Genomic DNA, 18,575 nt, shown 5'->3' with positions numbered 1-18,575 from the left:
GATCGGCGGATGCGGATCCTCATTCTCGGTGGCACTCGATTCCTTGGCCGGGCCACGGCCACGCTCGCCGTCGAGCAGGGGCACGACGTGACCTGTGCGGCCCGGGGCGTGTCCGGCGCCGTGCCGGCCGGGGCGCGGTTCGTGGCGGCCGACCGCGATGATCCGGAGGCGCTCGTCCCGCTCGCCGACGCCGGCTTCGACGCCGTGATCGACGTGACCCGCCAGATCAGCCACGCCCGGCACGCGCTCGCCGCGCTCGCCGACCACGTCGGCCACTGGTCGTTCGTCTCGACGATCTCGGTGTACGCGGACCACTCCACCCCGGGTCGGACCGCGACGGACACGCCCCTGCTGGCGCCGGCGCCACCGGACGTGGACGGTCCGATCGGCCCGGACCACCGCTGGTACGGCGGGTGCAAGGTGAGCATCGAGGAGCTGGTCCGGGAGCGGATGGGAGAGGACCGCTCGTTCATCTGCCGGGCGGGGCTGATCGTCGGCGCGGAGGACCCGAGCGACCGTTTCCCGTACTGGGTGCGGCGGCTGGCGGCCGGTGGCGAGGTGCTGGCACCCGGCCGGCCGACCGACCGGGTGCAGTTCGTGGACGTGGCCGATCTGGCGCGCTGGTTGCTGCACGCCGCCGGCACCCGCCTCGGCGGCACGTACGACGGCACCGGTCCGGCGATGTCCCGGGCCGACCTGTTGGCCGGGGTGGCCGCCGGGCTGGGCGTCGCCGACCCGGCCCTCACCTGGGTCGATCAGGAGTTCCTGCTGTCCCACGACGTACGCGAGTGGTCGGGGGAGCGGGCGCTGCCGCTCTGGGTGCGACTGCCGGAGGCCGCTGGCCTGATGGACCGGGACGTTCGACCGGCCCTGGACGCCGGTCTGGCGGTCCGTCCGCTGGTCGACACCGTTCGGGCGACCGCGTCCTGGATGGCCGCACACCCGGACGCCGTCCGGCAGGGTGGACTCGACCCGGCGGATGAGGCGGCGATCCTGGGGAAGTGGCAGGCTGTACGGGACCGGTGATCCCGGCGATCGAAGTTTCCCCCACCTCGGACAGTCATAGTTGACGCTCACGCCTGCTGAAAGTAAGTTTCATCCGTGGCGAAGAGTGCGAAGATTTCTGCGAGTCACGAGCCCGGTGGGCTGATCGTCCACATCAGCGGGCTGTTGCCGTCGCTGTCGCCCGCCGAGCAGCGGGTCGCCCGGCTGGTGGTCTCCGATCCGGCGGCCGCTGCCCGTCGGACGATCACCGACCTCGCCACCGCAGCCGAGACGTCCGAGGCGACAGTCATCCGGTTCTGCCGTTCGGTGGGCATGGACGGCTACCCCCAACTGCGCATCCGCCTCGCCGCCGAGGCCGCCCGCCGGATCGAGCCACCGGACGCCCGAGTGGTCGGCGGTGACATCCCGCCCGGCGCCGACCTCGCCCAGATCATCGCCACCATCGCGTTCAACGACGCCCGGGCCGTCGAGGAGACTGCCGAGCAACTCGACCCGGCCGTCTGCGAGCAGGTGGTCGAGGCGATCAGCGGTGCCGGTCGGATCGACATCTACGGCGCCGGCGCCAGCGGGTTCGTCGCCTCGGACTTCCAGCAGAAGCTGCACCGCATCGGCCGCATCGCCTTCTACTTCCCGGACGTACACACCGCGCTGACCTCGGCCGCCCTGCTGGGCCGGGGTGACGTGGCGATCGGCATCTCGCACACCGGCACCACCTCCGACGTGATCGAGGTGCTGGAGCAGGCCCGTACCCGCGGTGCCGCGACAGTGGCGCTGACCAACTTCCCGCGCTCGCCGATCACCGACGTGGCCGACTTCGTGTTGACCACGGCGGCCCGGGAGACCACCTACCGTTCCGGCGCGACGGCCAGCCGGCTGGCCCAGCTCACCGTGGTCGACTGCCTCTTCGTCGGGGTGGCCGCCCGCAACCGCGCCCGGGCCCGCAAGGCCCTGGAGGCGACCGCCGAGGCGGTCCAGTCGCACCGGGTGGGTGCCAACCGGAGGCGGGCATGACGGCCGGTGCGGAGATGCCCGCACCGCCCGCCCGCCCGACGGTAAGGGTCGGCGCCCCCACCGAACGGCGTAACCCGCTCAGCGTCGACCTGGACCTGATGTCGACCCGGGACGTGCTCACCGTGATCAACGAGGCGGACCGGCGGGTGCCCGCGGCGGTCGCCGCGGTGCTCGACGAGATCGCCACCACCGTCGACCTGGCGGTCGCGGCCCTCCGCGGCGGTCACCGGGTGCACTACTTCGGCGCCGGCACCTCCGGCCGGCTGGGCGTGCTCGACGCGGCCGAGCTGGCCCCCACCTTCAACTCGCCCCGCCACTGGTTCTGCGCGCACCTCGCGGGAGGCCCGGACGCCATGTGGCGGGCCGTGGAGGACGCCGAGGACGATGACCGGGGCGGCGCGGTCGAAGCGGCCAGTTGTGTACGGGCCGGGGACCTGGTGGTCGGTCTGGCGGCCAGCGGACGCACGCCGTACGTCCTCGGGGCGCTTGCGTCAGCTCGCGCCAAGGGCGCTTCGACGGTGCTGCTCTGCGCCAATCCGGAGGCGGAGGCCGCCCGGTCGGTCGACGTGTTCATCGGGGTGGACACCGGACCCGAGGTGGTCACCGGGTCGACCCGGATGAAGGCGGGCACCGCACAGAAGTTGGTGCTCAACACGTTCTCGACCGCCGTCATGGTGCGCCTGGGGCGGGTCTACTCGAACCTCATGATCGATATGGTGGCCACCAACGCGAAACTCCGCGGACGAATGATCTCGATTCTGGTCGAGGCCACCGGCTGCTCGGAGGAGATCTCCCGGCAGGCCCTCACCGAGGCCGACGGAGACCTGAAGACGGCGCTCGTCGCGCTCGTCTCGGGCGCCGAGATCGACGCTGCCCGGGCCGCGCTGGCCCGCTCGGCCGACCAGGTGCGCGGCGCCCTCGCCCTGCTCGCCTCCTAGCGCCACCTGCCCCCGGGAAGCGAACGGGGCCTCGGATTGTTCATCTGGCCGGGGGGTAATACCACCCCCGTGGATGAACCGACCGGCCCACCGGTGCGTATCTGGCAGTGACCAGGATCGCATTGCGGTGGTGACCCGGGTCGCTGTGCCCCCGCGGCGGGCGGTGTTGCCATGGTGCGTAACCCGTACGTGGTGCCCAGTGACGAGCCACCCGGTGGGGTGCTGACAGCAAACATGGACCGTGCTCTCAGCTACTACTCAGGCATTCGTGACACTTTCGACTCACGACGAGGAATCCCCGACACGTCTCATCTGTTGTGTAGGTGTCAGCACCGATGGGCACAGCAGAAGTTACCAGGGGCTGACAGCTGTGGGGAATGGCAAGGAACCGGGCAACCGGCGCGAGCGAGGGGACCGTGGGCAACGTGGACAAGAACATCGGCATGCGAACCGACGAGGTTGCCGAGGAGCGCGACCTGGTCGGCGTCTACCTGCACGAGATCTCCCGGACGCCACTGCTGGACGCCGCCAAGGAGGTCGACCTCTCCAAGGCGATCGAGGCCGGCCTCTACGCCGAGCACCTGCTCGGTGAGGAAGCCGTTCCCGCCGGTGTCGACCGGGCCGACCTGGAGTGGCTGGTCGTCGAGGGCGAGCGGGCGAAGGACCTCTTCATCCGCGCCAACCTCCGACTGGTCGTGTCGATCGCCCGACGCTACGTGCGCTCGGGGATGCCCATGCTGGACCTGATCCAGGAGGGCAACACCGGCCTCGTCCGGGCGGTCGAGAAGTTCGACTACGAGCGCGGCTACAAGTTCTCCACCTACGCCACCTGGTGGATTCGTCAGGCCATCAGCCGGGCGATCGCCCAGCAGGAGCGCACCGTCCGTCTGCCGGTGCACCTGGTGGAGGACGTCAACCGGATGCGCAACGTGGCGCGGCAGCTGACCCGTGAGTTGGGCAGCGACCCGGAGCCGGAGCAGATCGCCACCGCCCTCGGCGTCACCGTCGAGCGGGTGAACGAGCTGCGCCGCTGGTCGCAGGACACCGTTTCGCTGGACACCCCGGTCGGCGACGACGGCGACACGAACCTCGGTGACCTGGTCGCCGACAGTGACGCGCCGTCGCCGGAGGACATCGTCCTCAGCGGCCTGGAGCGGCAGCGCATCGAGGGGCTGCTCAACCACCTCGACGACCGGTCCGCCGGGATCATGCGGGCCCGCTACGGGCTGGAGGACGGCCGGGAGCACTCGCTCACCGAGGTCGCGTCCCGGTTCTCGCTGTCCCGCGAGCGGATCCGGCAGTTGGAGATCCAGGCCCTCGGCCGGCTCCGTGAGCTGGCCCGGGCGGAGGGGCTGCAAGCAGCCTGACCTGCTGGTAACAACGGCGAACGGCCGGCGTCCGATAGGGGGACGCCGGCCGTTCGCCGTTACCGATCGTGGTTAGCGAACCCGGCCGTAACCCTGGATGGACATCATGTTCATGCCCCGCTTGAGCACGTTGCGACCGGCGCTGGGCGCGTCGATCACCTGGCCGTCGCCCACGTAGAGGGCGACGTGCCCGAGCCCGCTGTAGAAAATCAGGTCACCGGGGCGTAGGTCGCCCCGCCCGATGTGGGAGACGGCGCTCCACTGCATCCGGGTGTTGTGTGGCAGGGACTTCCCGGCCGCACGCCAGGCCGCCGAGGTCAGCCCGGAACAGTCGTAGCCGTTCGGTCCGTCGGCTGCCCAGACGTACGGCTTGCCGATGGCGCCGAACGCGTAGCGCACCGCCGTGCCGGCAGCACCGGACACGGCGGGCACGTTCTTGGCCTCGGTCGTCGCCGCCTTGGGCTCGGGTCGCTCGGTGGCGGCCCCGTACGCCTGCCGGCGCAGCTCGTACAGCTTGGCCAGGTCCTGTTCGATCTGCTTCTTACCCTTGGCGAGCTGGCGAGCCTGCGCGGCCTGCCGGGTAAGAGTGGCGTTCAGGCTGGCCTTCTCGTCGAGCAGCCGCTGCTGGTCGGCCGTGAAGCCGGAGATGCGCTCCTGCCGCTGGCGGGTCAACTGCTCGATCGTGCCGAGCCGGTCCAGCAGCGCGGCCGAGCCGCCGGGACGCAACAGGGCGTCCGCGGTACGCAGGCCGCCACTCTTGTACGCGGTGGAGGCGAGTTCGGCCACGTCGGCCCGGCTCTGCTCGACCTGCTGTTCCAGCGGGCCGATGCGGGTCTGTAATCGGGCCACGGCGGCCTCGTTTGTCTTGATCTCCTCACGCAGTTTGTTGTACGACTCGACGACCCGCTCCAACTCGGCCGAGGACGTCTCGATCCGGCGGGTCAGGTCGGCGGGCGACGGCTCGGCCTGGGCCACCGCCGTCGGGGCGATCAGCGCGGCCGACATGCCGACCAGCGCCACGGTGCGCAGCAGATTTCTCAGGGATGACAAGAGCGGAAGGCCCCTCTCCCACGGCCGTCAGGGGCTGCTGACGCCCTCGACGACACCGGCCGGGGCCATCCGGGCGGACGGCACTGGGCCGGACCGGCTCGCCCAACCTAACCCGGGACGGATGTCGCTCGCAGTTGAAGCAGGGGCGAAAGTTGGAAGAGTTGCGGGTCGTGCCCCTGGGCTGGGTGGCGTCATCGTGGCTGATGACGCCTCAGAACGAGGGCACATCGTCCTTTTCGCGCAATCCTGACGGATATACGACTTTCGTCGTTCCGGGCGTATGCCGCCGGAATCCTGGTCGGCATAACCGATAAAACCCGAAATGGATGCTGTTTCTCGGCGATGTCACCCGGGCGTGGGGAGCTGTCGGAAGCCGGTAAATGCCCAGGTCGACTGGCGGTGCCGCAACACAATGAGGGCCGGAGCCGGGAATCCCGTCGACAGGTGGCGATGACTGCCACCGACGGGCTCACTCGGCCAACCGTCCCCCGCGGGAGGAACCGTGAATCGTGAAGGCGCACAGACGCGACCGCCGCGAACGGTGCCGGGTGCCCGGTCGACCCTGCTGTACGCGCGGCCCGGCATCATCGTGACCGTCGACCGGTTCACCGTCGGTCGAAACAGTTACCGGGTCGCCGACCTGACCCATCTGCGTACCACCCGAGGCCCGCACGACCGGATCGCCGTCCGGGCCGTCGTCATCACCGCCAGCATGCTCGGCGGTGTCGGGGTGCTCCTCGGCTTCACCGGCGGTCTGCAACGCCTCACCGCCGAGGCGTACCTCATCCTCGGCGCGGTGTTCCTGCTCCCGGCCGCCCTCGCCCTGGTGGGAGATCGCTGGCGCCCACCGCCGCACGAGCTGTGGGGGTGGTACCGAGGATCGGAGGTGCTGTTGTTCAGCGCCGACGACGAACGGCAGTTCGGCCAGGTCACCCGGGCCCTGCTGCGGGCCCGGGAGGTCAACCGCTACGGCAGTTGGGTCGACCCGCTCGCCTCGGCGGACCCATGGCGGCCCCACCGCTGACGCAAGGGGCCGTGGGCCGGCGCCGGGGCGGCGTCGGCCCACCGGCCGATCGGCAAGCTCAGCTAGCTACCGGCTCCGGAGCCCGTTCCTCCTGCGGCGCGGCCACCCAGGCACTGACCCGGCGCTCGGCGTAGAACGAGACGAACGGCACGGTGCCGGCCAGCATCACCAGCAGCATCCGCTTCAGCGGCCAGTCGGCACGGCGGCTCAGGTCGAACGCGGCCACCAGATAGATCATGTAGAGGAAGCCGTGCGCCGGCCCCACCGTCTCCACGACGACCGGGTTGTCGAACGCGTACTTCAGGGGCATGCCGATCACGACCAGCAGGATCAGCACCACGCCCACGATCCAGGCGATCACGCGGTACCGGGTAAGGGCAGCGCCCACCTTCGTCCGTCCTTCCGAGCCCGGCTCAGCCGGGATAGTCACCGGGCCGTGCGCCCGGATTGGCGTTCAACCATGACAGGTAGTGGTTGTAGGCGGCCAGGTCGGTGTCCTCGACGACATCGCCGGTGGCCGGCACCCGGGACACCCGCACCGGTCGGCGTACCACCGGTCGGGACCCGGCGGTGACCACCGGGGCCGGCTCGACGGCCGGGTCTGCCGGCGGCGCGTCAGCCTCCGCCGCCCTGCGGCGGGCCAGCTTCACCTCACGCCACCACACGTAGACCACGAAGCCGGCGAAGATCGGCCACTCGACCGCGTACCCCCAGCTCAGGCTGTTGCCGGCAGCGGCCCGGCTGATCTGCCACCAGCCCAGCCCGAGGAAGCCCACAACCAGCACGACCATGGCCACGTGGCGCGCGATCCACGCCGGGGTCCAGAGCCGCCTCATGGCATCGAGGGTACCGGGGCCGCCGCCGGTCTCCGACACCGTGTCGTAGTTGTCGCCTCGCCGGCATGGTTTGGCAGCACCACGCCTGGGCAATCGTCTAGACGCCAGCCCAAACGAGATCAAGGGGGGCGATCATGACCGGATCGGTACGTGAGGACGGCTTCGCGTCCGGCGGCAGCGCGGATATGAGCCCGGAGCAGCGGGTGCCCGAGTGGGGCGGCGACCAGGTCGCCGACCCGGCCGGCGCTCCCGGTCTCGACGGCGATCTGCTCGGCATCGACCCGACGGAGCTGACCGACGAGGACCTGATCCGCGAGATGCACAGCCTGCACCGCACCCGCCTGGACACCCTGCGGCACGCGGCGGACTCCGCGCTCGCCAACCACCTGCGGCGTACGGCCGAGCTGGAGACCGAGTACCTGGCCCGCCACCCGGGTCGCGAGGTCGATCCCAGCCGCCTGCGGGACGCCTGATGCCGGCGCGGGCCGTGCGCGGCATGTCCGCGCCACCCGAGGTGGTCTTCAGCACGGCCACCGACCCCGACCGGGCCTCGGCCTGGCTGCCGGAGCCGCTGCGGGGCGACGGCAGCCCCGCCGCGGAGATCAGTGGTGAGGAGCTGCGAGCCCGGTGGGGCGACGGCGACGCCGACGACTGGTCCGCCGAGATCCGGGTCGAGCCGGCGGATTCCGGCGGCGCCCGGATCCAGCTCGACCTGGCCGACGGGTCGGACGGACCCGGTCCGGACCAGCTGGCCGACGAGGCCCTCGCCAATCTGGTACGCGAGGTCGCCGACAACCTCCAGGCCGGCTGAACCGGCAGCGCGGGACGGTTCCCGCACCACCACGACATGTGAGGAGATCGGGTGAGCGACACTGGCCTGCGGCAGAAGGCGGCCCGGCTGCGCCGGGCGTACGCGCCGCACGAGCACCGGCCGCTCGGCGGCTACCTGGTGGCGATGGGCGCCTACGCCGGGGTGACCGGGGCTATCGCCGGGCTGGTCAAGGCGACCGGTCGGCCGGTGCCGGAGCGTCCCGCCCCGTCCGACGTGGTGCTGCTCTCCATCGCCACGCACAAGCTGAGCCGGTTGCTGTCCAAGGACGCGGTGACCAGCCCGCTGCGGGCGCCGTTCACCCGCTACGACCGGCCCATTGGCAGCGGCGAGGTGATGGAGCAGGTCCGCGACTCGGGCAGCCCGACCCGGCACGCCATCGGCGAGTTGCTGAGCTGCCCGTTCTGCCTGGCGGTCTGGGTGGCCACCGGGCTGACCGGTGGCCTGGTGCTCGCGCCCCGCCTCACCCGCCTGGTGGCCACCGCGCTCACGGCGGTCGCCGCGTCCGACTTCCTCCAGATGGCGTACGCGACGGCGCAGCAGGCCGCCGAGGGTGGGCACGACGACGACTGACGAGCAGGACACGCGAAGAGGGGGGCCGGCAGACGCCGGCCCCCCTTTCTCGTACGCCTCAACGCTGCATGCCGGACCAACCGTGCGGCGACTCCGGCTCCCGCTCGTCCTCGTCCGCCCCGGTGACGATGTCCCGATCCACCGCCGTACGGTCGTGCTCGTTGGCGAAGTCCGGCTCGGGCGTGGTGTCCCTGCCCTTCGGGGGCTGACCCAGCGCTGGCACCTTCTCGTCGTGGTCCTCGTGGTGCGTCATGTCGGTGTCCCTCCTGCGGTCATTCACGCGATGGTGCCGCCCAGGTCGCTCACCCGATGGAACCGCCCAGCAGGTCGCTGGCCTCGTCCACCGAGTACTCGCCCTCGGGAAGCGCGTCGATGCGGGCGAGCAGGTCCGGCGGGAGCTCGGCGGCCACCGCCCGGCGATAGATCTGCGCCTGGGTGACCCGCTCCTGCGCCCGGTAGATGTCGTCGAGCAGGTCGTCGAGGGCCTGGGTGTCCGGCTCGCCGGCCACGGATGCGTCGTCGGTCACCTCGATCAGCTACCCGGGGCGGAATCGGTCAAACGTCACCCCAGTCGGCCCACCTGCCCACGGCGGCGCCTGTTCACCAGGGCAGTTCCCCTGCCTCGTCCTGGAAGGTCCCCGTCGGTCCGCCGGGGCCCAGGGTCGCCAGGCGCACCACCTGCCGGGCGCTCTCCGCTACTGGTCGCCCGATGCCGAAGGCGGCGGTCATGTCGGTGGCGGTGGGGCCCGGTTCGAGGGCGTTGAACTTGATGCCCGGCTGGGACTTGGCGTACTGCACGGTCAGCATGGTGGCCGCGGACTTGGACGCCGAATACAGCGCGACCGGTAGACCGAACTCCGGCCGCTCGGGATTGGTCACCGCCCAGAACGATCCGGCGCTGCTCGAAATGGTGACGACGTTGGGATTGGCTGACCTGCGGAGCAGGGGGAGCGCCGCCTCCGTGACGCGCACGATTCCCACCGCGTTCGTGTCGAAGGAGCGCAGGGCTGCAGGGCCGTCGAGTCCGGTTTCCAGGATGCCCGCGTTGTGCACCAGGACGTCGAGTCGGCCCTCGGCCGCGTCGATCGTCGCCAGTGCGCTGCGTACAGAGGCATCGTCGGTCACGTCGAGCTGGACGAACCGCGATCCGAGCGCCGCCGCGGCCTTCTCACCCCGCTCGACATCGCGCGCGCCGATGTAGACCTCGTGCCCCAACTCCAGAAGCTGTCTGGCGGTCTCGAAGCCAATGCCCTTGTTGGCCCCGGTGATCAGTGTGACGGTCATGTCCCGAACGCTAGCCACGGCCGGTCGACGTACCCGGAGCCCTCTTGAGACGGGGGTCTGACAGGACCCCCTCTGATCGCCCGAAGGTGCGATCGGCACCGTTTCAGGTCCTGGCGAGCTGGCCCGCCTGTGGCTCGCGGATGGCGGGTAGGCCGGCGGAGGCAAGGAGCGTCAGCTTCTCCGCGTCACTGGAGCCGGCGTCGGCGTGGTACACGACGAGCATCAGGCCCTCCGCTCCGGCGATGCCCAGCCGTTCGCGGTTGAGGGTCAGCTCCCCGACCTGCGGGTGGTTCAAGCGAATGGGCGTCCCGCGCTGTCCGCGTACCTCGTGGCGTGCCCAGAGCTGGCGGAATCGGGCACTCGCCAACGAGAGTTCTCCGGTGAGTTCGATGAACCGGGGGTCGTCGATGTCGGTGCCCACGGCCTGCCGCAGGTTCGCGACGAAGCACTCCGTCATGTTTTCCCATTCCGGATGCAGTGCCTGCTCGGCCGGGTTCAGGAACAGGTCCCTGAGTTGGTTGCCCCCCTTGGCGAGGCCCGGCGAGAGAGCCTGGGCGAGGCTGTTCGAGGCCAGGATGTCGAAGTACCGGCCCTCGATGAAAGCGGGCTGAACGAGGGAGCCCAGGAGCTTGAGCGCACCGGCCGGAACGGTTTCCCTGCGCGGTCGGCGTCTGCGCTTTCGAGTGGAGCCCGTGACAAGCGTCAGCAGGTAGGCCAGGTGCTCCTCGTCGAGCTGCAGTACGCGTGCGATGGACTCGAGCACCTGCACGGACGGGTTGCGGTCACGACCCCGTTCCAGGCGCAGGTAGTAGTCCGCACTCAGGCCGGCGAGCATGGCGACCTCCTCACGCCGCAGGCCTGGCACGCGTCGTACGCCCCCGTGCGGGATGCCGGCCTGCTGCGGTGTCACCAGCGCTCGGCGAGCACTCAGAAAAGCGCCAAGCTCGTTCGACATCTCACCCACAAATCGATCGTATGACCGGGCCGGACGGATAGCCGGGGTCCTGTCGCACCCTCGGCTCCCCGCTGCTGGCCCGCCTACCGACAGCGCCGCCCCCGACCTTGTGAGTCGGGGGCGGCGCCGGTGTCGGTGTGCAGGTCGCCTCTCGGCGAGTGGCACTACGCGGCTCCAGCCGGACGGTATTCCGCGAAGGCTATTTAGGTGAGGCCCGGGGACACTGGACACACCGACACCCCTGTCAACGAGCCGACCCCCGCTCGTGTTCCGTGGGCCGCGGTGTCGGCGGTCACACCGTCGTGGGCAGGGTGGCCCGACGGGCCCGGACGGCCGAGGCGAGGTGGTCGAGCACCTCGGCGGTGTCGTCCCAGCCGAGGCAGGCGTCGGTGACCGACCGGCCGTACTCCAGCTCCCGGGTCGGGTCGAGCTCCTGCCGGCCGGGCAGCAGGAACGACTCCAACATCACGCCGGTGATGCCACGCTGGCCGGCGGCCAGTTGGGCGGCCACGTCCGCGGCGACCAGCGGCTGGTTGCGGTGGTCCTTGCCGCTGTTGGCGTGACTGGCGTCGATCACCAGCCGCTCCGGCAGGTCGGCCGCGCGGAGCAGGTCGAGCGCACCGGCGACCGACTCCGCGTCGTAGTTGGGCCGGCCGCCCCCGCCGCGCAACACCAGGTGCCCGTCGGTGTTGCCCCGGGTGTGCATGATCGCCGGGGTGCCGGAGAAGTCGATGCCGGGGAAGACGTGCGGCACCCCGGCGGCGCGGATGGCGTCCACGGCCGTGCCGATGCTGCCGTCCGGGCGGTTCTTCATGCCGATCGGCATGGACAGGCCGGAGGCGAGTTGGCGGTGCACCTGGCTCTCCACGGTGCGGGCACCGATCGCGCCCCAGCCCACGGTGTCCGCGATGTACTGCGGGGTGATCGGGTCGAGGAACTCGCAACCCACCGGCAGGCCGAGGCGGAGCACGTCGAGCAGCAGCGCCCGGGCCAGCCGCAGACCGGTGTTGACGTCCCCGCTGCCGTCCAGGCCCGGGTCGTTGATCAGGCCCTTCCAGCCGACCGTGGAACGTGGCTTCTCGAAGTAGACCCGCATGACGATCAGCAGGTCGTCGGCGAGCCGGTCGGCCGCAGTCCGCAGACGCTGCGCGTACTCGAGGGCGGCGGCCGGATCATGCACCGAGCATGGGCCGACCACCACCAGCAGGCGGTCGTCCTCGCGGTCCAGTACGCGACCGACCGCGCGGCGGCCGGTCAACACGGCCGCCGCGAGCGGGGCGTCCAGGGGCAACTCGTGGTGCAGCAGGGCGGGCGTGGTCAGCGGTACGACACGGTCGATCCGCTGATCGCTGACCCGATCGGTCTCCGGAGTCGTCACGGTGGGCATCCTTCCGCCGACCGTGCCCGGGGCCGGTGCCCGGGACGAGCCGGCTGCTCGTACGCAAAAGGGCAGGAACGACAGCTCCTGCCCAGCCGGCTCGATCCGTGGTGACGTCAGTTCATGGTGAAGTCACCGGCGTGCGAGCCGGCTGCCTAAACCATCGATAGGAACGCGTCACCGGGCCAGCTTACCCGACCGGGCGCGGTGACCGGCCTGTCGTCCCAAGATGCGGGGCGAAGATCGCGTGCCGCGGGTGCGGTCGGGGTAACAGGGGTGCCATGACACACGAGCAGAGCGATCAGGACCGGGTGGAGTCCCGGGCGCACCACCTCCTGCCCGAGGAGACGGCGGTGGGTAGCGACGACCCGGAGGCGCAGGCCGAGGCCATCCTCGCCGACTCGGACATCCGCGAGGCGGACCAGAACGCCGCGCCGGACACGGTGCTGGAACGTCGTACCTCGGATCAGACCGTGGTCGCGGTCGAACCGCCGGACTGAGCGGTCGCCCCGCGCGCCCGGCGCGACCCCCGGTAGGTCTGGTCCCGCAGCCAGGCCAGCGGACCTGCCATCCGCAGTTCGGGTGGCAGGTTGCGCACCGGGTCGAACGCGAGCGCCGCGTCCTCCTCGGCGCCGAGCTGGGCACCGAGGCTGACCTGCCCGACCAGCCGCCAGGGCCCGACGGCCGACGCGACCGCGAGCACCAGGCGCGGGGTGTCGGTCCGGGTCGCGGCGGCCGCCGTGGCCAGGCTGCGACCGAGGTCTGCCGAGTCGGGGTCGGCCAGCGCGGCCAGCCAGAGGCGGCGTCGACCCGCGCGGTAGGAGGTGATGGTGCTGTACGTCCCGGTGAAACGGCGTCGGGGCAGTGGCAGGTTCCGCAGCACCGGAGCCGCGCCGCTGGAGCTGACCAACAGGTCGAACGGCCGGCCGCCGTCGCGGTGCAGGCGCAGGGCGAGGCCCAGCACGTCGGGCCAACTGCCGGGCGTGGGCGTTCCCTTGGAGAGCCGGATGGTGGTCCGGTACCGGCCGGGGTGGTCCAGCAGAGCGACCCCGGTGGGCGGTCCGGGCGTACCCCAGATCACCGTCTCACCGACGAACGAGCGACCGGCCGGATGCAGCAACCGGCCGCGGCGCAGCCGGCCGAGTGCGGTGCTGGCGCGTTCGACGGCGGTGGCGGCCCGGCCGGCGGACCGGGACGGAGGCGGGGTGACTGTCATTCCTCCCCGGTACCCCGAGCGGCGGCCACGATGCGGCCCTGGTCGGCTCGCCGACCGACCGCACGTCACCTTTCCGCCCCCGAGATCGGATAGCGTCGGGGCATGCCCGACAGCGGTTACCCCTGGCCCATTCAGACGTCCCGACTGGACAACGGCCTGCGCGTGGTGGTGAGCGAGGATCGCACCGCGCCCGCCGTGGCCGTCAACCTCTGGTACGACGTCGGCTCCCGGCACGAGCCGGCCGGGCAGACCGGTTTCGCCCACCTCTTCGAGCACCTGATGTTCGAGGGCTCGGTGAACGTGGCGAAGACCGAGCACATGAAGCTGATCCAGGGCTCCGGCGGCTCGCTCAACGCCACCACCAACCCGGACCGGACCAACTACTTCGAGACGGTCCCGGCCGAGCACCTGGAGCTGGCGCTCTGGTTGGAGGCCGACCGGATGGGCGGCCTGGTCCCCGCCCTCACCCAGGAGACGCTGGACAACCAGCGGGACGTGGTCAAGAACGAGCGCCGGCAGCGCTACGAGAACGTGCCGTACGGCGACGCCTGGCTGCGGTTGCTGCCGCTGCTCTACCCGCAGGGGCACCCCTACCACCACGCGACGATCGGCTCGATGGCCGACCTGAACGCCGCCGACCTCGCCACCTTCCAGGCGTTCCACCAGACCTACTACGCGCCGAACAACGCGGTGCTCACCGTGGTCGGCGACGCCACCGCCTCCGACGTGTTCGCGCTCGCCGACAAGTACTTCGGCGCGCTGCCCGCCCGCGACGACATCCCGCCGGCACCGGACGGCCGCAACGTCCCCGCCACCGGGCAGACGGCCGTCGAGTCGGTGAGCGCCGACGTGCCGGCGCCGCGGGTCTACATCGCCCACCGCAGCTACCCGTTCGGCAGCCCCGGGTACAACGTGATCACCGTGCTCGCCACAGTCCTCGGCAGCGGCCGGGGCAGCCGGCTCTACCAGCGCCTCGCCGACGGCGAGAGGATCGCGCAGCCGGACCTCGTCGGGGCGTACGGGGTGGACCTCGCCCACGCCCCGGCACCGCTGATCGCCACCGCCACCGCCCGCCCCGGAGTGAGCGCCGAGCGGCTCGCCGAAGGGCTGGCCGACGTCGTCGACGAGCTGGCCACCGTGCCGGTCACCACCGCCGAGCTGGACCGGGCCAAGGCGTTGCTCAGCACCGGGTGGTGGCGTCAGCTGTCTACTGTCGACGGCCGCGCGGACCTGCTCGGCCGGTACGCCACGCAGTTCGGCGACCCGGCCCGCATCGCCGACCAGTTGCCGGGCCTGCTCGCGGTCACCGCCGAGCAGATCGCCGAGGCCGCCGCCGACGTGCTCGCCACCGACCGGGTGACCCTGACCTACCTGCCCGAGGAGACCTCATGACGCTGATCGCCGACCGTCCCGGCCCGGGCGCGGCCCGCCCGTACCGGTTCCCGCCGGTGGTCCGCCGCGCCGTGGCCGGTGGTCAGGTCGTCGCCGCGCACCTGCCGGGGCAGAACCTCGCCGTGGCGCTGCTGCTGCTCGACGTGGGCGCGGGCCAGGAGCCGGTCGGCAAGGAGGGCCTCTCCGGTGTGCTGGCCAAGGCGTTGGAGGAGGGGACCGCACAGCGCGACGCCGCCGCGTACGCGCTCGCCGTCGAAGGGCTCGGCACCGCGTTGTCGACCGGTCTGGACTGGGACTCGTTCCAGGCCAGCGTGGTCATCCCGGTGGACCGGCTGAGTGCCGCCGTGGAGCTGCTCGCCGAGGCGGTCCGGACGCCCAAACTCGACCCCGCCGACGTACGCCGGGTCCGCGACGACGAGGCGACCGCGCTGCGGATGGACTGGGCCAATCCCGGCCCGCGTGCCGACGCCGCGCTGCGCGCGGAGCTGTTCGGCGCGCAGAACCGCTGGGGGCGGCCCATGCACGGCGACCCGGAGTCGGTCGCCGGGTTGGACGTGGAGGACGTGACGGTCTTCCACTCCGAGTGGTTCCTGCGCCCGGGCACCCTGATCGTCGCCGGTGACCTGGACCGGATCGACCTGGACGCGCTGGCCGCCGCCGCGTTCGCCGGCACCGGTGGTGGCCCCGCCGAGCGGGGCAGCCCCATCGAGGTGCCGCTGCACAACGGTCGGCGGATCATCCTGGTGGACCGGCCCGGCTCGGTGCAGTCCACGCTGCGGCTGGGCCACCCGTCACCCCACCGGGCGCACCCCGACCACGTGCCGATGACGCTCGCCGGCACGGTGCTCGGCGGGGCGTTCACGTCCCGACTCAACCACCTGCTGCGCGAGGTGCACGGCTACACCTACGGCATCCGGGGTGACTTCGCCGCGTCCCGGCGGTTCGGTCGGTTCGCGGTCAGCTCCGGCGTGCAGACGGCGGTCACCGCGCCGGCCCTGGTCGAGGCGGTCGGCGAGATCACCCGTACCCAGGCCAACGGGGTGACCGAGGACGAGCTGGAGGTGGCCCGCTCCTGGCGGGCCGGTCAGCTCTCGGTCGAGTTGCAGAGCCCTCGGGCGATCGCCTCCGCGCTGACCACACTGGTGGTGCACGACCTGCCGGACGACTACCACGCGCGGTTGCGTGAGTCGCTGCTCTCCGCCGACGTGGAGCAGGTCTCCGCGGCGGCAGCCACCCACCTGCACCCGGAAGCCCTCACCCTGGTCATCGAGGGCGACGCCGCAGCAATCCGCGCAGACCTGGAGTCCGCAGCCCTAGGAACCCTCCTCCCCTAACCCCCTTTCTCCATCACATCACGGCGTTCGCGCTACCTGTCGCGCCGTTGATCATGAAGTTGTTGTCACTCGCCGCGGCGTGTCGCGGCAATAACTTCATGATCGACGGGAGAGGGGTGGGGGAGCCGGGGTTGGGGGGAAGGGGGTGGGGTGTGAGGTGGGACCCGGGGGGTGGGAAAGGGGTCCCGGTTTCGGGGGTGGGGTCGGTAGCCTCGCGGGCATGAGGATCGGCATTGTGGGGGCCACCGGCCAGGTCGGTGGCGTGATGCGGCAGGTGCTGGCGGAGCGGGAGTTCCCAGCGGAGCAGGTGCGGTTGTTCGCCTCGGCGCGGTCCGCCGGGCGGGCGCTGCCGTGGCGCGACGGCGAGGTGACCGTCGAGGACGCCGCGACCGCGGACTATTCCGAGCTGGACATCGTGCTCTTTTCCGCCGGTAAGGGCACCGCCCGGGAGTTGGCACCCCGGGTCGCCGAGGCCGGCGCCGTGGTGATCGACAACTCGTCGGCGTTCCGGATGGACCCGCAGGTGCCGCTGGTGGTCGCCGAGGTCAACCCGCACGCCGCCCTGGACCGGCCCAAGGGCATCATCGCCAACCCCAACTGCACCACGATGGCCGCGATGCCGGTGCTGCGTCCGCTGCACGCCGAGGCGGGCCTGGTCGGCCTGGTCGTCTCCACGTACCAGGCGGTCTCCGGCGCCGGGCTGGCCGGTGTCGCCGAGCTGGACGAGCAGGTCCGCAAGGTGGCTGAGCACGCGGCCGGGTTGGCCTTCGACGGTTCGGCAGTGGAGTTCCCCGCGCCGCGCTCGTTCGCCCAGCCGATCGCCTTCAACGTCCTCCCACTGGCCGGTTCGATCGTCGACGACGGCTCCTTCGAGACCGACGAGGAGCAGAAGCTCCGCAACGAGAGCCGCAAGATCCTGGAGATCCCCGACCTGAAGGTCTCCGGCACCTGCGTCCGGGTGCCGGTCTTCACCGGGCACTCGCTCCAGATCAACGCCCGGTTCGCCCGGCCGCTCACCCCGCAACGCGCCCACGAACTGCTGGCCGACGCGCCCGGGGTGGCACTGACCGACGTCCCGACGCCCTTGCAGGCCGCCGGTCAGGACCCGACCTACGTGGGCCGGATCCGCGCCGACGAGACCGCGGAGTACGGGCTGGCCCTGTTCTGCTCCAACGACAACCTGCGCAAGGGCGCCGCGCTGAACGCGGTGCAACTCGCCGAGCTGGTCGCCGCCGAACGCCGCTGACCGGCGCGGTCGCCAGCACACCAAGCGCTCGCCGAGCCCTCGCCGTCCGTCGGCGGGGGCTCGGTGCCGTTCCGGGGCGGTCGCCCTGCCGTTCCGGGGCGGTTGCCCTGCCGATCCGGGCGGTCGCCCTGCCGTTCCGGGTTGCCCTGCCGTTCCGGTGGTCGCCCGCGGCGGCCGGCCGGTCGTGCTTGGATGGGTTGAAGACGATCGTCCAACCTGGAGGACACCATGCCGGATGACCGCACCCAGCAGGCGTTGACCGACCTGGTGGCCGACCACTCGATGGGCGTGCTCGCCACCATCAAGCGGGACGGGCGTCCGCAGCTGTCCACGGTGCTCTACTCCTTCGACCGGGACGCGGGCGTGATCCGGGTCTCGGTCACCGACGGCCGCGCCAAGACCGCCAACCTGCGCCGCGACCCGCGGGCCAGCTTCCACGTCAGCAGCGAGGACGGCTGGGCGTACGCGGTGGTCGAGGGTCGCGCCGAGCTGACCCCGCCGGCCAGCGAACTCGGCGACGAGACCGTCGAGGAGTTGGTGGCGCTCTACCGGGGGCTGAGAGGCGAACACCCCGACTGGGACGAGTACCGCCAGGCCATGGTCGACGAGGGGCGGATCGTGCTGCGCCTGCACGTCGAGCGGCTCTACGGGATGCCGCCCCGGGGCTGACGCCAGCGCTGCCGACGCGTGCCGCCCGTGGGCGGGTGTGCCGCTCCGTGGACGGTTACAGCGCCCTGCTTCACCGTCGTGGGAGACCCTTGATGGCGACCGGGCGGACCAGCGGACCGGCGTCGCCGCCTACGGTCTGGTCGGCGTGCTGGTCACGGTGAGCTGGCTGGGGCTGTACCACTACCTCGCTCGGCATCACGATCTGCTGGACCAGGCGGTGCCGAGTCGGTTCTTCCCGGCCGAACGGGCACGGGCCGCGATCGGCCTCGGGGGGTACGCGCTGGCGATCCTCGTCGGATTCCTGGCCAGCCCGCTGTTCGCGCTGGTGATCCTCCTTCTGCTGCCGCCGTTCTACAGCCTGACCAGCAGTGGTGTACGAGCTACGACGCCTGCGGCACCCGCGCGGATAGGCCGGGGCCGTGGGCGTTACCCCCTCCCGGGCGGCGGGTAGACGGGGCGTGCCGAACA

Annotated in this window: 23 protein-coding genes; 14 read left to right on the top strand and 9 right to left on the bottom strand. The window is 71.6% G+C overall.

Annotation, left to right across the window (positions count from 1 at the left end):
• Positions 1 to 9 precede the first annotated feature (9 nt).
• From ACFYL6_RS06660 to ACFYL6_RS06645, 4 genes are all read left to right on the top strand, one after another.
• Positions 10 to 1,026: an NAD-dependent epimerase/dehydratase family protein gene (locus tag ACFYL6_RS06660; RefSeq protein ID WP_387168401.1), complete on the top strand. Its 1,017-nt coding sequence runs from the start codon at positions 10 to 12 to the stop codon at positions 1,024 to 1,026.
• Between the two features lie 75 nt (positions 1,027 to 1,101).
• A complete protein-coding gene (locus ACFYL6_RS06655; RefSeq protein ID WP_091405675.1) occupies positions 1,102 to 2,016 on the top strand; it encodes a MurR/RpiR family transcriptional regulator in 915 nt (304 codons plus the stop codon).
• Entirely contained in the window at positions 2,013 to 2,954 is a 942-nt protein-coding gene (gene murQ, locus ACFYL6_RS06650) for an N-acetylmuramic acid 6-phosphate etherase (protein WP_387168397.1), read from the top strand. Before ACFYL6_RS06655 ends, murQ begins: the two co-directional genes overlap by 4 nt.
• A 377-nt stretch (positions 2,955 to 3,331) precedes the next feature.
• Entirely contained in the window at positions 3,332 to 4,321 is a 990-nt protein-coding gene (locus ACFYL6_RS06645) for an RNA polymerase sigma factor RpoD/SigA (protein ID WP_196919428.1), read from the top strand.
• Positions 4,322 to 4,393: 72 nt separating this feature from the next.
• On the opposite strand, the gene ACFYL6_RS06640 is transcribed toward ACFYL6_RS06645, so the two are convergent.
• Positions 4,394 to 5,371 carry an NlpC/P60 family protein gene (locus ACFYL6_RS06640; RefSeq protein WP_387168394.1) on the bottom strand — a complete coding sequence of 326 codons (978 nt, stop codon included), beginning with the start codon at positions 5,369 to 5,371 and terminating at the stop codon, positions 4,394 to 4,396.
• A 502-nt stretch (positions 5,372 to 5,873) separates the two neighbouring features.
• Between ACFYL6_RS06640 and ACFYL6_RS06635 the strand changes: the two genes are divergently transcribed.
• Positions 5,874 to 6,395 (top strand): DUF6232 family protein, encoded by a 522-nt coding sequence (locus tag ACFYL6_RS06635; RefSeq protein ID WP_387168391.1) that lies wholly within the window; start codon positions 5,874 to 5,876, stop codon positions 6,393 to 6,395.
• A 58-nt stretch (positions 6,396 to 6,453) separates the two neighbouring features.
• Here ACFYL6_RS06635 and ACFYL6_RS06630 read toward each other — a convergent pair whose 3' ends face one another.
• Together ACFYL6_RS06630 and ACFYL6_RS06625 are read right to left on the bottom strand one after the other, a co-directional pair.
• Positions 6,454 to 6,783 (bottom strand): DUF3817 domain-containing protein, encoded by a 330-nt coding sequence (locus tag ACFYL6_RS06630; RefSeq protein WP_387168388.1) that lies wholly within the window; start codon positions 6,781 to 6,783, stop codon positions 6,454 to 6,456.
• Positions 6,784 to 6,808: 25 nt separating this feature from the next.
• Positions 6,809 to 7,231, bottom strand: a complete 423-nt coding sequence (locus ACFYL6_RS06625; protein ID WP_387168386.1) for a hypothetical protein — start codon at positions 7,229 to 7,231, stop codon at positions 6,809 to 6,811.
• A 131-nt stretch (positions 7,232 to 7,362) separates the two neighbouring features.
• Here ACFYL6_RS06625 and ACFYL6_RS06620 point away from each other — a divergent pair, with 131 nt between their 5' ends.
• From ACFYL6_RS06620 to ACFYL6_RS06610, 3 genes are read left to right on the top strand one after another with little or no spacing between them, the layout of a single operon-like run.
• The gene (locus ACFYL6_RS06620) at positions 7,363 to 7,704 is read left to right on the top strand and encodes a DUF6158 family protein (RefSeq protein ID WP_387169502.1); all 342 of its coding nucleotides are present in this window, start codon (positions 7,363 to 7,365) and stop codon (positions 7,702 to 7,704) included.
• Entirely contained in the window at positions 7,704 to 8,042 is a 339-nt protein-coding gene (locus tag ACFYL6_RS06615; protein WP_387168383.1) for an SRPBCC family protein, read from the top strand. Before ACFYL6_RS06620 ends, ACFYL6_RS06615 begins: the two co-directional genes overlap by 1 nt.
• A 51-nt stretch (positions 8,043 to 8,093) precedes the next feature.
• The gene (locus ACFYL6_RS06610) at positions 8,094 to 8,633 is read left to right on the top strand and encodes a DUF1360 domain-containing protein (protein ID WP_238661501.1); all 540 of its coding nucleotides are present in this window, start codon (positions 8,094 to 8,096) and stop codon (positions 8,631 to 8,633) included.
• Between the two features lie 58 nt (positions 8,634 to 8,691).
• Here the strand turns inward: ACFYL6_RS06610 and ACFYL6_RS06605 are convergent, their stop codons facing one another.
• From ACFYL6_RS06605 to ACFYL6_RS06585, 5 genes are all read right to left on the bottom strand, one after another.
• Positions 8,692 to 8,886, bottom strand: a complete 195-nt coding sequence (locus ACFYL6_RS06605) for a hypothetical protein (protein WP_355028956.1) — start codon at positions 8,884 to 8,886, stop codon at positions 8,692 to 8,694.
• A gap of 49 nt (positions 8,887 to 8,935) precedes the next feature.
• The gene (locus ACFYL6_RS06600) at positions 8,936 to 9,169 is read right to left on the bottom strand and encodes a hypothetical protein (protein ID WP_387169500.1); all 234 of its coding nucleotides are present in this window, start codon (positions 9,167 to 9,169) and stop codon (positions 8,936 to 8,938) included.
• Between the two features lie 64 nt (positions 9,170 to 9,233).
• On the bottom strand, positions 9,234 to 9,917 hold the full coding sequence (locus tag ACFYL6_RS06595) for an SDR family NAD(P)-dependent oxidoreductase (RefSeq protein WP_387168379.1): 684 nt from the start codon (positions 9,915 to 9,917) through the stop codon (positions 9,234 to 9,236).
• Positions 9,918 to 10,020: 103 nt separating this feature from the next.
• Entirely contained in the window at positions 10,021 to 10,872 is an 852-nt protein-coding gene (locus ACFYL6_RS06590) for a helix-turn-helix domain-containing protein (RefSeq protein WP_387169498.1), read from the bottom strand.
• 292 nt (positions 10,873 to 11,164) lie between these two features.
• A complete protein-coding gene (locus tag ACFYL6_RS06585; protein WP_387168375.1) occupies positions 11,165 to 12,259 on the bottom strand; it encodes a 3-deoxy-7-phosphoheptulonate synthase in 1,095 nt (364 codons plus the stop codon).
• A 272-nt stretch (positions 12,260 to 12,531) separates the two neighbouring features.
• On the opposite strand from ACFYL6_RS06585, the gene ACFYL6_RS06580 reads away from it, so the two are divergent.
• The gene (locus tag ACFYL6_RS06580; protein WP_387168372.1) at positions 12,532 to 12,750 is read left to right on the top strand and encodes a hypothetical protein; all 219 of its coding nucleotides are present in this window, start codon (positions 12,532 to 12,534) and stop codon (positions 12,748 to 12,750) included.
• Here ACFYL6_RS06580 and ACFYL6_RS06575 read toward each other — a convergent pair.
• On the bottom strand, positions 12,717 to 13,466 hold the full coding sequence (locus ACFYL6_RS06575; RefSeq protein ID WP_387168368.1) for a phosphodiesterase: 750 nt from the start codon (positions 13,464 to 13,466) through the stop codon (positions 12,717 to 12,719). The genes ACFYL6_RS06580 and ACFYL6_RS06575 overlap by 34 nt on opposite strands.
• A gap of 102 nt (positions 13,467 to 13,568) precedes the next feature.
• Here ACFYL6_RS06575 and ACFYL6_RS06570 point away from each other — a divergent pair, with 102 nt between their 5' ends.
• The 5 genes from ACFYL6_RS06570 to ACFYL6_RS06550 all read left to right on the top strand — a co-directional run bounded on the left by ACFYL6_RS06570 (position 13,569) and on the right by ACFYL6_RS06550 (position 18,558).
• Positions 13,569 to 14,858 (top strand): M16 family metallopeptidase, encoded by a 1,290-nt coding sequence (locus tag ACFYL6_RS06570; RefSeq protein WP_387168365.1) that lies wholly within the window; start codon positions 13,569 to 13,571, stop codon positions 14,856 to 14,858.
• Positions 14,855 to 16,192, top strand: a complete 1,338-nt coding sequence (locus ACFYL6_RS06565; protein ID WP_387168362.1) for a M16 family metallopeptidase — start codon at positions 14,855 to 14,857, stop codon at positions 16,190 to 16,192. The genes ACFYL6_RS06570 and ACFYL6_RS06565 overlap by 4 nt, the downstream gene beginning before the upstream one ends.
• A 220-nt stretch (positions 16,193 to 16,412) precedes the next feature.
• Positions 16,413 to 17,438: an aspartate-semialdehyde dehydrogenase gene (locus ACFYL6_RS06560; RefSeq protein ID WP_387168359.1), complete on the top strand. Its 1,026-nt coding sequence runs from the start codon at positions 16,413 to 16,415 to the stop codon at positions 17,436 to 17,438.
• A gap of 228 nt (positions 17,439 to 17,666) precedes the next feature.
• The gene (locus ACFYL6_RS06555) at positions 17,667 to 18,107 is read left to right on the top strand and encodes a PPOX class F420-dependent oxidoreductase (protein WP_387168356.1); all 441 of its coding nucleotides are present in this window, start codon (positions 17,667 to 17,669) and stop codon (positions 18,105 to 18,107) included.
• A gap of 145 nt (positions 18,108 to 18,252) precedes the next feature.
• The gene (locus ACFYL6_RS06550; protein WP_387168353.1) at positions 18,253 to 18,558 is read left to right on the top strand and encodes a hypothetical protein; all 306 of its coding nucleotides are present in this window, start codon (positions 18,253 to 18,255) and stop codon (positions 18,556 to 18,558) included.
• The last annotated feature ends 17 nt before the right edge of the window (positions 18,559 to 18,575 follow it).

Origin of the sequence: Micromonospora sp. NPDC007208 (assembly GCF_042869175.1) — a bacterium.
GTDB classification, from domain to species: Bacteria; Actinomycetota; Actinomycetes; order Mycobacteriales; family Micromonosporaceae; genus Micromonospora; species Micromonospora foliorum.
This window is presented reverse-complemented; position numbering and strand designations above follow the sequence as displayed.

What these genes read in the sequence shown, in the direction of transcription:
- ACFYL6_RS06605 (WP_355028956.1), bottom strand. Translation starts at nt 8,886, where the DNA reads ATGACGCACCACGAGGACCACGACGAGAAGGTGCCAGCGCTGGGTCAG.
- ACFYL6_RS06615 (WP_387168383.1), top strand. Translation starts at nt 7,704, where the DNA reads ATGCCGGCGCGGGCCGTGCGCGGCATGTCCGCGCCACCCGAGGTGGTC.
- ACFYL6_RS06595 (WP_387168379.1), bottom strand. Translation starts at nt 9,917, where the DNA reads ATGACCGTCACACTGATCACCGGGGCCAACAAGGGCATTGGCTTCGAG.
- ACFYL6_RS06585 (WP_387168375.1), bottom strand. Translation starts at nt 12,259, where the DNA reads ATGCCCACCGTGACGACTCCGGAGACCGATCGGGTCAGCGATCAGCGG.
- ACFYL6_RS06645 (WP_196919428.1), top strand. Translation starts at nt 3,332, where the DNA reads ATGGCAAGGAACCGGGCAACCGGCGCGAGCGAGGGGACCGTGGGCAAC.
- ACFYL6_RS06590 (WP_387169498.1), bottom strand. Translation starts at nt 10,872, where the DNA reads ATGTCGAACGAGCTTGGCGCTTTTCTGAGTGCTCGCCGAGCGCTGGTG.
- ACFYL6_RS06580 (WP_387168372.1), top strand. Translation starts at nt 12,532, where the DNA reads ATGACACACGAGCAGAGCGATCAGGACCGGGTGGAGTCCCGGGCGCAC.
- ACFYL6_RS06555 (WP_387168356.1), top strand. Translation starts at nt 17,667, where the DNA reads ATGCCGGATGACCGCACCCAGCAGGCGTTGACCGACCTGGTGGCCGAC.
- ACFYL6_RS06660 (WP_387168401.1), top strand. Translation starts at nt 10, where the DNA reads ATGCGGATCCTCATTCTCGGTGGCACTCGATTCCTTGGCCGGGCCACG.
- ACFYL6_RS06570 (WP_387168365.1), top strand. Translation starts at nt 13,569, where the DNA reads ATGCCCGACAGCGGTTACCCCTGGCCCATTCAGACGTCCCGACTGGAC.
- ACFYL6_RS06560 (WP_387168359.1), top strand. Translation starts at nt 16,413, where the DNA reads ATGAGGATCGGCATTGTGGGGGCCACCGGCCAGGTCGGTGGCGTGATG.
- murQ (WP_387168397.1), top strand. Translation starts at nt 2,013, where the DNA reads ATGACGGCCGGTGCGGAGATGCCCGCACCGCCCGCCCGCCCGACGGTA.
- ACFYL6_RS06625 (WP_387168386.1), bottom strand. Translation starts at nt 7,231, where the DNA reads ATGAGGCGGCTCTGGACCCCGGCGTGGATCGCGCGCCACGTGGCCATG.
- ACFYL6_RS06575 (WP_387168368.1), bottom strand. Translation starts at nt 13,466, where the DNA reads ATGACAGTCACCCCGCCTCCGTCCCGGTCCGCCGGCCGGGCCGCCACC.
- ACFYL6_RS06565 (WP_387168362.1), top strand. Translation starts at nt 14,855, where the DNA reads ATGACGCTGATCGCCGACCGTCCCGGCCCGGGCGCGGCCCGCCCGTAC.